Below are 13,897 nucleotides of genomic sequence, written 5' to 3'. Positions count from 1 at the left end.
GGTAGAGCCATGCTGACCAGCGCAAACGCCAATCATGCCCGTTTGGCTATAGGCCAGTGACTGTCACTTACTGCGGTCGTCTGCCACCGCTCATGGAACATGCACGGAACAACGAAGGCCCCCAGCGAGATCATCACCGGGGGCCTGGTCGTCGGCTCTACCTGCCTGAACGTGCCGCTCAGCCATCGCTCAACAGCTCGTCAATCCGGCGGTTCGACACCTCCCGCTGCCCGTCCAGGACCTTCGCGTAGACCTTGAGCAACACTTCGACGGTGTGCTCGGCCCGTTCGGCGACCTCCGCAGGGGAGACCCCGGCCGTGAGCCAGGTCGAGACGGTCGCGTGACGAAGGTCATACGGATCGGCTCCCAGTGGCGACCGGGCTTGCTGGGGGCTCAGTCCGATCAGCCGGGCCTTGCGCCACACATCGCAGTACACCGAGGCACCGACCGGCGCGCCCGTCTTCAGCCCTCGAAACAGCCGCCCGTCATCGGTGGTCCCGAACGTGTCGAGGTGCCGGCGGAGGACGGCGACGAGTTGGGGAGGGATCGGTACCGGCCGCGCGGCGCCCTGTGCCCGCCGCTTGAGATTGCGTTCCTCCCACTTCTCGCCCGAATCGACAAAGCGACTGGGTGCCCGTGACGCCGACTTCTCCAGCAGCAGTTCACCCCAGCCGGACTCCGGCAGCTTGCAGTCCTCTTCACGCAGCCGGTTGACCTCGCAGGGCCGCAGCGCGGCGTAGTACATCGTCGCGAAGAAGCCGTGGAGGTAGTCGAACATGCCCGGCTTGCGGCCCGCGTACGTCACCGCAGCGAGGCAACTGCGCGCCTGCGCCGGATTGAGCACCACCCGAGGGTCCAGTTCGGCGTCGCCGCGCTGGAGACTCGCCCGGTTCCTGGTCACCGGGTCGAACGTCAACTCTTTGGCGTCGACGGCGAAGTTCATCAGGTTGTGGAGCGTTCCTCGCCGAGTCCGTCCAGTCGGCAGTCGGCAGCCGGCTCGCCGTCGAGGTTCCGTCCGAGCGACCGGAGCAGCGAGCCCATCTCGATCTTGTCCAACTCCCGGACGGGTCGAGATGCCGCTTCGATCCAACGCGCTGCGGCGTCCTCTTCAGGCGTCATCGGCCGGTCCGTGCGTCCGGTGGGACAAGTAGGTGAGTGGTCAAAGTCCGCCGCAGAACCCGGGCGTCCGGCGCACTCTTGACCGCCGTGACGAACGCCGCCACCGGAACCGCCAACGTGTCCACGTTCCGCTTCCTGGTGTTGGGCGCCGCCCCCCACTCGTGGCTGATGAACTCCTGAGCCAGCCGCAACAACGACCGTGCCGACCGCTTCTCTGCTTCCGACTTCGGCAGGCCGCTGATGATGTCGAATGGCTCGCCCGCCTCCATGGCACTGATCAGCTTGTTACGCCGCCGATCGGCCAAAGTCTTGGTCCGGTACCACTCGGAGTGTTCCTGACCTGCGGTGATCCATCGGACGCCGTAAGGCCGAGGGCGTTTCCGGCCGTTCTTGTCCGGCTTGAGGGTCTTCAGCTCCAGATGTTGACCTTGTAGGTGAGGTTCACGCGGCCTCACTCCTCAGGCCGGTCAGCCAGTCGTTGAAGTCGGCGCCGGAGATGCGGAGCGAACCGTTCGGGAGCTTGTGCGCGACCGAGGTGGCACCGGGGATCTGCCGCCACTTGTAGAAGGTGTCTTTGGGTATCTGGAGCCTGGCGCAGAACTCGCCCACGATCAGCAGGGCGTCAGGGTCGGGTAGCGGTGGCAGGTTCATGGGTGTCCCCCTCTCGTGCGTACTCGCGTTGGCGTCGTGAGCGGAGGCGGTCGGCGAGTGCCGTTGCCGGTTCGCGTTCGGCGTCGTTGGCGTGGCCGGAGCCCGTATAGGTCCAGTCGTTGACGACCACGACGGTTTCGGGTTCGGGGCCGAGGCGTTCGAGGACTTCGGCGGCGCGGTAGGCGCCGCTCAGCGGTACTTCCTGCAAGGGCTTCGGTTGGCCCGCGAGGCGGGAGACTCGATCATCGGTGGGCGCCTGCTGGCCAACCTCAGCCACCAGGCGAACTACCTGGGGCGCCACGCCGATGCGGTCCAACTCGCCCGTGCCGCCCAGTCGGCAGGTCAGGGAGTCGCAACTCCGGCGGTGCAGGCAATGTTCCTCGTGATGGAGGCGCGAGCGCTTGCGAGCAGCGGGGACCACAAGATGTTCGCGCAGGTCTTGACCAGGGCGGAACGAGCCTTCGAGGCCCACGACCCCAACGGCGAGCCCGAGTGGGTCCGCTACTTCGACGCCGCCGAGCTGGCGGGCGAAGCAGCACACGGATTCCGTGACCTGGGACGTCCCGCCGAGGCCCGGCGGTTCGCGGAACTGGCGGTGGCGTCGGGGGAGACGCCGTTGAGGACCAGGGCGTTCATCGGCATGGTCAGCGCGGCAGGGGCGCTGACCAACGGCGACTTGGACGAGGCCGCCGCGCTGGCGATGGACGCGGTCGACATGGCCGGGCCGCTCCAGTCCAGCCGGTACGTCCGGTACCTGACCGACTTCTACAGCGCACTGACGGAGTCGCATGGCGGACACCCGCTGCTGGGGCAGCTGGCCGAGCGCATCCTTCAGCACTACCCGTCGATTACGTTGGGGACGGCCGTCGTCCTCTCGCGGGTGGCGTGACCTAGAAGGCGCTCCACCTGCCGATGTTCTCCCGCCGTCGAAGCGTCGCGATGCGGGTCGCGTACTCCTGGGCGATCCGGTCGGAGGTTTCGACGTTCTGCATGATCCACGTCGTCATCTTGAGTTCGTGGGTCGCCTGCACCACGGGGAAGCCGTCCCACTGGGTGACGTCGTAGCCGTAGGAGTCGGTGAACTCTTGGTACTGGTCGGCGGTCCACCAGCCTGCTGTTTCGTACTCCGTCGCGGTGAGGCCCAGGTCCCACTCGGGCTGTCCCCAGGAGACCGCCTCGAAGTCGATCATCGTTGGGGTGTGGCCCGTGAACATCAGGTTCTGGACGTGCGCGTCCCCGTGCACTGGTCCGGCAGGCAACTCGTAGTCGAGTTCGGCGATCTCGCCCTTCAGCCGGTCGCAGAGCTGGAGCAGGAAGCGCTTGTCGTCCGGCTCGATCGGGGCCGTGTCGATTCGCGGTTCGATCTTTGACAGCAGTTCCTGTTCGGGCAGCTCGAACGTCTTGGGGCGGGGAAGCTTGTGCAAGCGGTTGAGCAGCGCCGCCAAGGTGTCGATGTCGCTTGGACCGCCGTTGGGTCCGTCGATGAAGTTCCAGAACGTCACCGGGTACGTATCCCGGATCAGGAGAGGTTGCGGCAGGTCGGCGAGACGGGCGCCGGGAAAGTCCGCCTGGCTGAGCCAGCGGGCCACGTTGACCTCCTTGACCGCGTCGTCCCAGTGCGCCGGGCCGCGCGCTACGCGGACCACCAGGCCGTTGAGCCGGAAGATGGCGTTCTCGCCTAGGCGGAGGAGTCGCGGGTTGACGCACTCCACGTCCGCAGCCGTACAGGCTTGGCCAAGTGCGTCCCGAGCCGTCTGCTCATCGAACCGGGAGGTCAAGTCGTTGGCCCTCTCGTTCGCGTCATTGCGGCCGATCATCGCACGTGCGCTCCGCCGTCTGCCTGGGATGCGCTGGTGGTGGGGTCGGATGGCGGTTCGGAGAGCCAGAGGATGCGGACGTCGGCGCCGTCTTCGTGGAAGTGGCGTCGGGCGCTGTGCGGCTTGTCGGTGTGGAGGGTGTGGGCACCCTCCGGCCGGGGAGGCGAAGCTCAGCGACTGGATGGGCGCCCACGCCCGCGTGGCCTTCCTCGCCGAGGACGAGCCCTGGAAGCTGGAGCACGCCCTCATCACCGGCGAAGTGCTCCCGCTCAACCTGGAGCACAACGCCCACAACCCCTATCACGCCACGCTCAAGGCGCTGCGCGCGCAGCACAAGGCCGCCGCACGCAACCTCCCCATCGCCGGCTGACCGCTCCGCCGTCGACGCGGAAGCACAACGCGGCACCAGTGCCTAGTGGTTCACGGCTTGTGGAACAGACGTGGAACACCAAGGGAGATACAGCGCGAATGACTCGCTTCCACGCTGGCAGATCGCCTGACAACAGTAGGGATCAAGCTCCGCACGATGGAACTGCGGGACTGAAACGGCCTGTTCCGAGATCCCGAGGTCTCCGCCGGTCTGGCGTGCAATAGGCATGCTGACCAACGCAAACGCTCCAGACGAGCGTGAGTGCTGTAGGTGAGTGACTGTCACTTGCTGCGGCCCTCTGCCACCGCTCACGGAACATGCACGGAACGACTGTCCTGTTCGGAGCTATATGGCGGTGTTCGGGGTTGGTTGGCGGTGATGGTGGCCTTCTTCGGACCTGCATGGCGGACAGCGGAAGAGGCGCTCCGACCCCGGCCGATACCGGGAGGGGTCAGCGGTCCTCAGTCCTGGACGGTCGGGCGGATGGTGATGTCGCCGATCTCGACGTCGTCGGGCTGTTCCACGGCGAAGGCGATGGCCCGTGCGACGGCTTCCGGCGGGATGGCGAACTCCGCCATGTTCTCGCGGATGACCTGGCGCACCGCGGGGTCGTCGATGGAGTCGGCGAGTTCGGTGCTGACGTAGCCAGGCGAGATCGAGGTCGTGCGCAGCATGCCATCGGTCGACTCCTGCCGCAGCCCTTCCAGGATGGTGCGCACTGCGTTCTTGGTCCCGGCGTAGACCGCCATGATGGGAGTGATCTTCAGGCCGGCCGTCGACACCGTCGTCACGAGGTGGCCGCGCCCCTGGCGGCGGAACACCGGCAGCGCCGCCGCGATGCCGTGGAGCACGCCGCGGACGTTGACGTCGATCATCGCCGACCAGCCGTCGACGTCCAGGTCCGCCACGGGCCCGATCTTGCTGATGCCGGCGTTGCCCACCAGCACGTCGAGCCGGCCGAACCCGGTCACGGCCCGGTCGACGAGCCGCTCCAAATCCTCGCGGCGGGTGACGTCGATGGCGCACGCGACGGCTCGGCCTCCTCGGTCGCGGATGTCCTGCGCGAGTTCGTCGAGACGGTCCTTCCGGCGCGCACCGAGGACGACGGCGGCACCGCGTTCGGCCATGAGTCGCGCGGTCGCCTCCCCGATACCGCTGCTGGCCCCCGTGACGGCGACGACCTTGCCGGTGATGGCTGACATCCGTGCCCCTTTCCCGACTAGAGTGGACACGTGTCCGGTTGTTCACCGTAGCGGACACGTGTCCGATTGTCGGCGTCGAACTGCGGAGGGCGGATGAACACACCCCGGTTGCGTGCCGACGCCGCCGAGAACCGCGCCCGGATCGTCGAGGTCGCGCGGGCTGCCGTCGCGAGTTCGGACGAGCTGAAACTCAACGCGATCGCCAAGCAGGCCGGGGTCGGCCAGGGCACCCTCTACCGCCACTTCCCGACGCGGGAAGACCTGCTCGCCGAGGTCTACCGCCACGACGTCGAGGAACTCGTCGCGGCCGCGCCGGCCCTGCTCGTCGAGCACGACCCGGTAACCGCACTGGCCCACTGGTTCGATCGCGTGGCCGACTACGCACGGGTCAAGCGCGGGGTGTTCGCCGCTGTCGAGGTGGGGGTGTGGCAGGACCTCTCCGCGCGCAGCCTTGGCCCGATCGGCGACGCGATGACCGCGCTGCTGGACGCCGGCAAGGCCGCCGGGGCCATCCGGCCCGACATCGACGCCCGCGACGTCATCCTGCTCATCGGCTACCTGACCCGGCTCGACGAGGAGGAATGGGACACCCGCGCCCGACACCTGCTGCACGTCGTCCTCGACGGCCTGCGCTCCCGCGAATGACAAGCCGCTGACACTCGTACTGCACGGTCCGCACGTCCCCGGCGCGAGCCGGCGGGGGTGTCGCGAGTTTGCGCCCCAAGGCCCGCGGCAGAGTCGCCGCTTCGACCTCGTCCAGCTCTGGAAGTGGCTCGTACGGTGAACCGACGGGAGATGGCCTTGGCGACACGACCGAAACGTGCGGCTCCTGTGCCCTATTGCGGTTGTTGGAAGCGCAGAACCGCGTATGGTCGAAATCTCTGGTTTGGAGCGGTTGTCGGAATGGTCGTTTCACCGAAATCTCCTCGGTGAAGACCCCCGGTCGGCACCGCGTACAACGCCCGCAGTCGGGAAACTCGCGAGTCGGATGATCAGTTCCGCGCTGTCGCGTTGGGAGCCCGAGTTTCACTCGATCAGTGGGCTGGGGATCATTGTCAGGACTAACGGGTCGTGGCAGAGTGTAATCGCCGACACGGCGGCTCGGGCAGCGGGCCCAGTCGTTGTGCGGTGGAATTCCTGCTTGGCCGCAGGCAACGCACGCGTCGCGCATCGTCGTATCCGAAGCCGTCACCCGACGGCCGCGGCGGTGGGAAGGGAGGAGAGCCGATGTGTCGACATGGTCGATCCCCGTAACACCAGCAACCCGGAAACCCGCAGCCCGTAGCACCAACGGGCTGCCCGCGGCGGAAGGGGTCTCGCTCAACACGGGACTTTTCCGCGCGGAGTAACCCAACCAACTTTCACATGCGGCCTCGTCCCTCACTGACTCGCGAGTGGGGGACAATTCCACACTCACGGTGATGCTGCGTGCTGGTGATCACCGAACTGCCGTTCGTCGACCTGCGCCCCTTCCTGGCGGGCGACCGGGTGGCCCGACTGGCCCGCCCGGCCTGGCCGCTGCCCCTGGTCGGCCACGAGTTCGTGCGCGACTTCGGGGTGGTGCGCGCCACGCCGGACGGTGGCCTGCACCCCTGGTCCGGCGAGGAGTACTTCTGCGCCGCCTCCTCGGCGCTGACCTTCCGCGGCTCACCGACCAAGAACCCGCGGGTGCGGCTGGTGCCCCGGTACCGGCGGATGCTCACCAACGGGGTCGTCGGGCGCGTCGAGGTGGCCTTCCAGGTCTCGAACCGGTTCGACCTCGACGACGTCGCCCGGTCGGTCGCGGACCTGCCGGTCCGGGTGCGCGGCGCGGCTCCGGGGCGCCTGGCCGCCGCCGGCCTGGCGCTGGCGAAGCTCTACTCGAAGGCCACCACCCCGGTGTCCTGCCGCGACCGCGCGCCGGCCCTCGTGGTGCCCGGCCAGCCCCTGATCCTCGTGGAGCGGCGCGGGCTGCGGGGCGACGGCGTGGCCACCGTGATGGAGGACCCGGAGACCGGCGTGCTCCTGGAACACCTGTGGGAGACGTCGGTGGCCGGCACCGCCGCGCTGTGGGCGGTCTCCCACGGGTCGGCGACCGCCGCCGCGGTCGTCCGCCAGGTGCGGGTCCACGCGATGCGACTGCACTGCGAGTCGCAGGCGTTCACCTCGGTGCTGCGCGCGTGCCTGACCGGCCGCCTGTCGCCCGCGACCTCCGAGCCGCTGAGGGACTACCTGCACGGCAGCGCCAAGCGCATCCTCCGCCCGCGCTACGAGAGCCTGCCCCAGCGCGGCCTGCTCGCCGGCCTGGCGAAGGCGTACGCCGACCTGACCCCCTCCGTGACGGCGTCCGTCGAGGCGGCGTTCCGCAACGTCAGCCCGAGCCTCACCAGGCTCGTGGCGGAGGCGGCCGAACTGGGCCGCGCCACCGCGCCCGACCGGCCGGCGGTCCTGTTCGTCAACATCAAGAACACCGATGGAGGGAAGGTAATCGTGGGCGACAACAACGTCGAGAAGACGACCGACATCCACATCGGGGACGGCGCGAGGGTGCAGGGGGCGGTGGGCAGCGACATCGGGATCGGCAACTCCGCGTTCGGCGACGGCGCCCGGTCCGGCGTCGACCTGCCCGCGCTGCTCCGGCAGCTCGTCACGCAGTTGGAGCAGCTCGGCCCGACGGCGGACGAGCAGGTCGAGCTGGCCCGGATGGCCGAGGTCGAGGCGGCCGCCGCCGAGCCGTCGCGGTCCCGGATCCGGGCGCTCGTGTCGGGCGTCCTCAGCGCCGTGCGCGAAGCGGGCGAGGCCGCCGCGCCCGCGATCCAGACCGCCGAGGCCATCCGCCAAGCGCTCGGGTAGCGGGCGCGCGGGCCCACGACCTTGTCACCCGTAGGGCTGACCGGGCTAGCGGGGCGGGTGCGGTCAGTGCTCCGATCGACGGCACTCGCTGTCGACCAAGGTAGGGAGCGCGCCATGAACGACCTCGACGACCGCCGGCCGCCACCTCAGCCCCAGCAGCAGGAGGAGGAACGGGTGGAACGGGAGAAGACGGAGGTCCCCGCACCGCTCAGCGGCCTGGAGTGGCTGGTCCGGCAGGTGCACCGGCAGCGACAACGGCAGCACTAGGCGGCCGGCTGCGCCTCGCTCGGGGCGGTCCCGGTCGGGCGGCGCGGCCGTGCGGCGGCCGGGCACCGGCACCGCACGGCCGGGCCGCCCCTCCCGCGCGGCCAGACCGCCACCGCACGGCCAGACCGCCACCGCGCGGTGGGGACCCACCGCGCGGCCGGCTCAGTCGGCCACCTCGCGCTGGAACGCCGCCCACAGCAGGTTCAGCGGGTGGTCGGACGGGAACTTCGCCCGCTCCTCCTTGCGGGCGAAGACCCCGACCAGGCGCTCCAGCTCCGGCTTCCGGTCGTTCCGCAGCTCCACCACCCGCAGGCCGGACCCCTCGCGCAGCTCGTTGTTCGCCGCCACCACGCCCAGCCCGGACGTGACGATCATGCACCCCTCGACGAGCCCCGAGCGCAGGAGCGACATGCCGTACTGGATCTCGTCGATCTCCGCCGCGATGTCCAGCTCGTTCCGGTAGTCCGGCCCGAACCACCCGCGCAGGAACTCCGCGATCAACCCGTCCCCCGGCACGACCAGCGGCAGTTTCGGCAGCTCCCCGGTGCCGACGCGGTCACCCAGCCGGTGGGCGGGCAGGTTCGTCAGCAGCGCCAGCCCGCCGCGCCGCCACTCGATCACGTCGAAGTCCGCGAAGTCCGACCCGCCGCCCGCCGGCGTCACGACGCTGCCGCAGACGATGTCGACCTCCTTGCTCTCCAGCTTGCGCCAGATGTCCTTCGTCCGGATGTGCACGACCTTCAGCTCCACGTCCCGCCGCCGGAAGTCGTCCGCCACGTGGTGCCACGCCTTCGCCAACGAGTCGAGCATGAACCGCGTGGTGCCCACGGTGAGCGTGGTGCCGAGCTTGCGGCGGCACTCGTGAATGGCGTCGAGCCAGTCGCCCAGGGTCTCCTTCGCCAATTCCACCAACGCCTCGCCGGTCGGTGTGATCAGCACGTCTTTTCCCCGGCCCTGCTTGACGACCAGCGGCTCGCCGCACAGCGACTTGAAGTTGCGGTTGAGCGTGTCCAGCTGCTTCTGGACGCTGGACTGCTCGCGGCCCAGGGCGCGCGCCGCCCGCAGCGCCGACCGGGTCTCGTGGACCGTGATCAAGGTCCTGAGCTGGTCCAACGTGGTGTCCAGCAGCAGTGGCGAGGTCTGGAGGAGCCTGCTGAGCTGGTTCCCCGCGGGGAGCAGCAGCCGGGCCGAGGTGGACATCAGGGCCTCTCGGGTCGGGGACGACAGTGTTCTACCGATTAGTTGTACTGAACTTGACCGCAGTTTGTGGTGAAATTATCCGAAGAACTTGACCGCTTTCGCTGGACAGGTATACGCGATCCGTAAGAGACTTCTCCCGCAACCAGGTGGGTGTTCGCCTGGGGGCAATCGGGGGGAGTTTTGGGGGGTTGGGGGCCCGCCGGGCGGCAGCCGGGCGGGCCCCCACGTATTAACCTGACCCGATGTGACGGTTTCCACCTTGGACTGGGGCACGACGTACCGGGTCACCGTGCTCGACCTCGGGCTCGCCTGCTGCGGCGTCGAGGTCATGGCGGCGCTCGAGGGCGACCGGCCGCACGACCTGGCCGCACTGGGGGTCGACGTGGCGCACGCGGCGGGGGAGGCCCACGTGCTGATCGTCTCCGGCACGGTCACCGACGCCATGTTGCCCGCGGTGATCGCCACGTACCAGGACATGCCGGAACCCCGTTACGTGCTGTCCGTCGGCGCGTGCAGCAACACCGGCGGCCCGTACTGGGACTCCTACAGCGTCACCAAGGGCATCGACCAGGCGCTGCCGGTCCACGTCGCCGTACCCGGCTGCCCGCCGCGCCCCGAGGCGCTGCTGGAGGGCCTCGCCGCGCTGCACCGGCTCGTGTCGTGACCGCCGCCTCCGCCGAACTGGCCGCCGCGCTCGTCGCCGCGGTGCCCGACGCCGCCGCCCGGACCGCGTTCGGGCAGACCACCGCGCACGTGCCGCTCGCGCACTGGTCCACCGCCGCCCGGCACGCCCGCGACGTGCTCGGCTGCGCCGCGTTCGACTGGCTGGGCGCGGAGGACGCCGGCCGACCCGGCGCGTCCGGGCTGCGGCACGCGGTGTTCCTGCACGTCGTGCACCCCGGCACCCGGCTCGGGCTGCTGCTGCGCACGGAGGTCGGCGACGAGCCGCTGCCCAGCGTGGCGGACGTGTGGGCGGGCGCGGCGTGGCACGAGCGGGAAGCCGCCGAGATGTTCGGCCTCGCCCTCACCCGGCCCGCGCCGCGCCTGCTGCTGCCCGACGCCTTCGCCGGCCACCCGCTGCGCAAGGACTTCGTCCTGGCCTCCCGCGTCGTGCGGCCGTGGCCGGGACGCCTCGAACCCGGCGAGGACGGCGCCTCCGCGCCCAGCCGCCGCCGCACCGCGCCGCCCGGCGTGCCCGACCCGTCCTGGGGCCCTCGACGCGAAGGGGAGAACCGTGCCTGACCTGCCACCGCGGACCAGGGGTGTGATCGCGCTGCTGGAGGCGAACTGCACGGTCTGCATGATCTGCGCCCGCGAGTGCCCCGACTGGTGCATCCACATCGACTCGCACACCGAGGTCGAGCAGCAGCCCGGCTCCGCCCGGCCACGCGCGCGCAACGTGCTCGACCGGTTCGCCATCGACTACGGGCAGTGCCTGTACTGCGGCATCTGCGTGGAGGCGTGCCCGTTCGACGCGCTGCACTGGGCGCCCGACTTCTCCTACCCCGGCACGGGCGGCGCGGACGGCTCCGGCGCGGTCGCCGAACTGGTCCACGAGCGGGACGTGCTGGGCGCCTGGGTCGCGCACGTGCCGCCGCCGCCCCCGCTCGACCCGGCCGCCGAACCCGCGCCGGAGACGGCCGCCCAGCGCCCGGCACGAGGGGGTTCCGGAACCGCGCGCCGTCCCGGAGCGTTGAGGGAGAGGACGTAGAACCCGGAGGCGAAGCGACGTGCACAAGCACTACAACGGGGTGAAGACCGCGTTGCTGCTGGGCGTCATGGGCGCGCTGATCGTCGCGATCAGCTCGCTGTTCGGACGGACCGCCCTGGTCGTCGGCCTGCTCCTGGCGCTGGGCGTGAACGCCTACGCGTTCTTCAACTCCGACAAGCTGGCGCTGCGCGCGATGCGGGCGCGACCCGTGTCCGAGGTCGAGCAGCCCGCCCTGTACCGCATCGTCCGCGAGCTGGCGATGGCGGCGCGGCAGCCCATGCCCAGGCTGTACGTGAGCCCGACCGCCGCGCCGAACGCGTTCGCGACGGGCCGCAACCCGCGCAACGCGGCCGTGTGCTGCACCACCGGCATCCTGGAGCTGCTGGACGAGCGCGAGCTGCGGGCCGTGCTCGGGCACGAACTGTCCCACGTGTACAACCGCGACATCCTCATCTCGTGCGTCGCGGGCGCGCTGGCGAGCGCCGTGAGCGCGCTGGCCAACCTGGCGGTGTTCGCGAGCGTCTTCGGCGACGACGAGGAGGACCGCCCGAACCCGTTCGCGGTCCTGCTCATCGCGGTGCTCGGGCCCGTCGCCGCCGCGATCGTGCAGATGGCCGTCAGCCGGTCGCGGGAGTACCAGGCGGACGCGTCGGGCGCGGAGCTGACCGGCGACCCGCTGGCGCTGGCGTCCGCCCTGCGCAAGCTGGACCTCGGCACCCGCGCCGCGCCGCTCGCGCCCGAACCGGCGGTGGTGTCCCAGGCGCACCTGATGATCGCGTCGCCGTTCCGGCCGGGCGAGCACCTGGCCCGCCTGTTCTCCACGCACCCGCCGATCGCGGACCGCGTGCGCCGCCTGGAGGAACTGGCCCGCCGCGCCTGAGCCCGCCCTCTCGCTGCTCGCTGCTCGCTGCGCGCTCGTGGGGAGCCCGAGCGGCTCCGGGCGGGCGGGTGACCGGGCGGTTGGCGCGCGGCCGGCCTCGCGGACCTAGCGGCTCTCGCGCGCCACGGTCATCAGGTACTGCCCGTACCCCGACTTCGCCAGCTTCTCGCCCAGCGCGTAGCACTCGTCCGCGGTGATGAAGCCCATCCGCAGCGCGATCTCCTCCGGGCACGCGATGCGCACGCCCTGCCGGTGCTCCAGCACCTGCACGAACTGCCCCGCCTCCAGCAGCGAGTCGTGCGTCCCGGTGTCCAGCCAGGCGAAGCCGCGACCCAGGTCCACCAGGTGCGCCCGGCCCCGGCGCAGGTAGGCCAGGTTCACGTCGGTGATCTCCAGCTCGCCCCGCGCCGACGGCTTCAGGCCGCGCGCGATCTCCACGACCTCGTTGTCGTAGAAGTACAGGCCGGTGATCGCCTTGTTCGACTTGGGGCGCGCGGGCTTCTCCTCGATGGAGAGCAGCTTCCCCTCCGCGTCGACCTCGCCCACGCCGTAGCGCTCGGGGTCGCGCACCGGGTAGCCGAACAGCACGCAGCCGTCCAGCGTCGCCACGTGGTGCTGGAGGAGCCGGGAGAAGCCCTGGCCGTAGAAGATGTTGTCGCCCAGGACGAGCGACACGTCGTCGTCGCCGACGAAGTCCGCGCCGATGACGAACGCCTCCGCGAGCCCGTTCGGCTGGGGCTGCTCCGCGTACTCGATGTGGAGCCCGAACTGCGTGCCGTCGCCGAGGAGGCGGCGGAACAGCGGCAGGTCGGTCGGCGTCGAGATGACCAGGACCTCACGGATGCCCGCCAGCATCAGCACCGACAGCGGGTAGTAGATCATCGGCTTGTCGAACACCGGGAGTAACTGCTTCGACACGGCCTGCGTGATCGGGTGCAGCCGCGTACCGCTGCCGCCCGCCAGGATGATGCCCTTCATCGGTAGTTGGTGAACTGGAGGGCGATCCCGAAGTCGGTGTTCTTCAGCAGGGTGATCACGTCCTGCAGGTGGTCCTTCTTCTTGCCCGAGATGCGCAGCTGGTCGCCCTGGATCTGCGCCTGCACGCCCTTGGGGCCCTCGTCGCGGACCTTCTTGGCGATCTCCTTGGCCTTCTCGGACGAGATGCCCTGCACCACGTTCCCGGTGACCTTGTAGACCTTGCCGGACGCCGCCGGCTCGCCGATCTCGAACGCCTTCATCGAGATGCCGCGCTTGACCAGCTTCTCCCGGAACACCTCGATCGCGGCGTTGCAGCGCTCCTCCGTCTCGGACTGGAAGGAGATCGCCTCCTCGCCCGCCCAGGCCACCGTGGTGTTGGTGCCCCGGAAGTCGAACCGGGTGCTCAGCTCCTTGGCTGCCTGGTTGAGCGCGTTGTCGACCTCCTGCCGGTCGACCTTGCTCACCACGTCGAACGACGGGTCTGCCACGTGCCCGGTACCTCCGCGTCGGTGTGTCTGGAACCGCCCGGAAGCCTACCGGGGTATCCCGGTTGCAGGGGGCCGTGCGGGCCTATGTATTCTCTCCTCCGCACCCGGCAGTGCCGGGAGCGGGGCGGGTTGCCCGAGCGGCCAATGGGAGCGGACTGTAAATCCGTCGCGAAAGCTACAGAGGTTCGAATCCTCTACCCGCCACAGCAGGACGGAAGCCCCTGTGACCAGCGAGAGCCGGTCACAGGGGCTTTTCTCGTGCTGTCCGGTCGTGTTCGGCTCAGAACGGCCGGCTACGGGCGTTCACGTCCAGGGCGCGTCCGAGTTCTGCGGCCCCCTGGAGCGTCCTGGACGCTCTGACGGGCGGTTTGCTCGCCACCGT

18 protein-coding genes and 1 tRNA gene are annotated in these 13,897 nt (G+C 69.9%); 10 read left to right on the top strand and 9 right to left on the bottom strand.

Translation table 11 applies throughout. The annotated features are described in order from the left end of the window. Nucleotides 1–178: 178 nt before the first annotated feature. The 4 genes from C8E97_RS32760 to C8E97_RS32745 form a co-directional block, all read right to left on the bottom strand. Entirely contained in the window at nucleotides 179–943 is a 765-nt protein-coding gene (locus tag C8E97_RS32760; RefSeq protein ID WP_121010061.1) for a site-specific integrase, read from the bottom strand. Further along, nucleotides 943–1,119: a hypothetical protein gene (locus tag C8E97_RS35055; protein WP_170212061.1), complete on the bottom strand. Its 177-nt coding sequence runs from the start codon at nucleotides 1,117–1,119 to the stop codon at nucleotides 943–945. Before C8E97_RS35055 ends, C8E97_RS32760 begins: the two co-directional genes overlap by 1 nt. Before the next feature lie 441 nt (nucleotides 1,120–1,560). Beyond that, nucleotides 1,561–1,770: a helix-turn-helix transcriptional regulator gene (locus C8E97_RS32750; RefSeq protein ID WP_121010055.1), complete on the bottom strand. Its 210-nt coding sequence runs from the start codon at nucleotides 1,768–1,770 to the stop codon at nucleotides 1,561–1,563. Further along, nucleotides 1,742–2,047 (bottom strand): hypothetical protein, encoded by a 306-nt coding sequence (locus C8E97_RS32745; RefSeq protein WP_246019302.1) that lies wholly within the window; start codon nucleotides 2,045–2,047, stop codon nucleotides 1,742–1,744. Before C8E97_RS32745 ends, C8E97_RS32750 begins: the two co-directional genes overlap by 29 nt. Between C8E97_RS32745 and C8E97_RS32740 the strand changes: the two genes are divergently transcribed. Next, complete coding sequence (locus tag C8E97_RS32740) at nucleotides 1,988–2,659, top strand: NsdA family TPR-like regulatory protein (RefSeq protein WP_484336686.1); 672 nt, start codon at nucleotides 1,988–1,990, stop codon at nucleotides 2,657–2,659. The genes C8E97_RS32745 and C8E97_RS32740 overlap by 60 nt on opposite strands. A 1-nt stretch (nucleotide 2,660) precedes the next feature. On the opposite strand, the gene C8E97_RS32735 is transcribed toward C8E97_RS32740, so the two are convergent. After that, a complete protein-coding gene (locus C8E97_RS32735; protein WP_121010052.1) occupies nucleotides 2,661–3,587 on the bottom strand; it encodes a phosphotransferase enzyme family protein in 927 nt (308 codons plus the stop codon). Between the two features lie 28 nt (nucleotides 3,588–3,615). Here C8E97_RS32735 and C8E97_RS36725 point away from each other — a divergent pair, with 28 nt between their 5' ends. Further along, entirely contained in the window at nucleotides 3,616–3,957 is a 342-nt protein-coding gene (locus C8E97_RS36725) for a GIY-YIG nuclease family protein (RefSeq protein WP_342776272.1), read from the top strand. Nucleotides 3,958–4,418: 461 nt separating this feature from the next. Here the strand turns inward: C8E97_RS36725 and C8E97_RS32725 are convergent, their stop codons facing one another. After that, nucleotides 4,419–5,159, bottom strand: coding sequence for an SDR family oxidoreductase (locus C8E97_RS32725; protein ID WP_121010046.1), 741 nt, complete (start codon nucleotides 5,157–5,159; stop codon nucleotides 4,419–4,421). A 93-nt stretch (nucleotides 5,160–5,252) separates the two neighbouring features. Here C8E97_RS32725 and C8E97_RS32720 point away from each other — a divergent pair, with 93 nt between their 5' ends. From C8E97_RS32720 to C8E97_RS35050, 3 genes are all read left to right on the top strand, one after another. Further along, nucleotides 5,253–5,804 (top strand): TetR/AcrR family transcriptional regulator, encoded by a 552-nt coding sequence (locus C8E97_RS32720; protein WP_121010043.1) that lies wholly within the window; start codon nucleotides 5,253–5,255, stop codon nucleotides 5,802–5,804. A gap of 783 nt (nucleotides 5,805–6,587) precedes the next feature. Next, complete coding sequence (locus tag C8E97_RS32715) at nucleotides 6,588–7,991, top strand: hypothetical protein (protein ID WP_121010040.1); 1,404 nt, start codon at nucleotides 6,588–6,590, stop codon at nucleotides 7,989–7,991. Between the two features lie 114 nt (nucleotides 7,992–8,105). Next, a complete protein-coding gene (locus C8E97_RS35050; protein WP_170212060.1) occupies nucleotides 8,106–8,258 on the top strand; it encodes a hypothetical protein in 153 nt (50 codons plus the stop codon). 162 nt (nucleotides 8,259–8,420) lie between these two features. Here the strand turns inward: C8E97_RS35050 and C8E97_RS32705 are convergent, their stop codons facing one another. Next, a complete protein-coding gene (locus C8E97_RS32705) occupies nucleotides 8,421–9,458 on the bottom strand; it encodes a LysR family transcriptional regulator (RefSeq protein WP_121010034.1) in 1,038 nt (345 codons plus the stop codon). 244 nt (nucleotides 9,459–9,702) lie between these two features. On the opposite strand from C8E97_RS32705, the gene C8E97_RS32700 reads away from it, so the two are divergent. From C8E97_RS32700 to htpX, 4 genes are read left to right on the top strand one after another with little or no spacing between them, the layout of a single operon-like run. Next, the gene (locus C8E97_RS32700) at nucleotides 9,703–10,122 is read left to right on the top strand and encodes an NADH-quinone oxidoreductase subunit B (protein ID WP_121010031.1); all 420 of its coding nucleotides are present in this window, start codon (nucleotides 9,703–9,705) and stop codon (nucleotides 10,120–10,122) included. Beyond that, a complete protein-coding gene (locus C8E97_RS32695) occupies nucleotides 10,119–10,700 on the top strand; it encodes an NADH-quinone oxidoreductase subunit C (RefSeq protein WP_246019301.1) in 582 nt (193 codons plus the stop codon). The genes C8E97_RS32700 and C8E97_RS32695 overlap by 4 nt, the downstream gene beginning before the upstream one ends. Continuing rightward, nucleotides 10,693–11,169, top strand: coding sequence for a 4Fe-4S binding protein (locus C8E97_RS32690; RefSeq protein ID WP_121010028.1), 477 nt, complete (start codon nucleotides 10,693–10,695; stop codon nucleotides 11,167–11,169). The genes C8E97_RS32695 and C8E97_RS32690 overlap by 8 nt, the downstream gene beginning before the upstream one ends. A 19-nt stretch (nucleotides 11,170–11,188) precedes the next feature. Then, nucleotides 11,189–12,049 (top strand): zinc metalloprotease HtpX, encoded by an 861-nt coding sequence (gene htpX, locus C8E97_RS32685; protein WP_121010025.1) that lies wholly within the window; start codon nucleotides 11,189–11,191, stop codon nucleotides 12,047–12,049. A 105-nt stretch (nucleotides 12,050–12,154) separates the two neighbouring features. Here the strand turns inward: htpX and rfbA are convergent, their stop codons facing one another. Further along, nucleotides 12,155–13,027, bottom strand: coding sequence for a glucose-1-phosphate thymidylyltransferase RfbA (gene rfbA / locus C8E97_RS32680; RefSeq protein ID WP_121010022.1), 873 nt, complete (start codon nucleotides 13,025–13,027; stop codon nucleotides 12,155–12,157). Further along, complete coding sequence (locus tag C8E97_RS32675; RefSeq protein ID WP_121010019.1) at nucleotides 13,024–13,515, bottom strand: YajQ family cyclic di-GMP-binding protein; 492 nt, start codon at nucleotides 13,513–13,515, stop codon at nucleotides 13,024–13,026. Before C8E97_RS32675 ends, rfbA begins: the two co-directional genes overlap by 4 nt. 123 nt (nucleotides 13,516–13,638) lie before the next feature. On the opposite strand from C8E97_RS32675, the gene C8E97_RS32670 reads away from it, so the two are divergent. Next, nucleotides 13,639–13,719, top strand: a tRNA-Tyr gene (locus C8E97_RS32670). The last annotated feature ends 178 nt before the right edge of the window (nucleotides 13,720–13,897 follow it).

The sequence above is a fragment of the Saccharothrix australiensis genome, assembly GCF_003634935.1.
GTDB lineage: Bacteria > Actinomycetota > Actinomycetes > Mycobacteriales > Pseudonocardiaceae > Actinosynnema > Actinosynnema australiense.
Note: the sequence above shows the minus strand (reverse complement) of the source record. Positions and strands in the feature narration are given on the sequence as shown.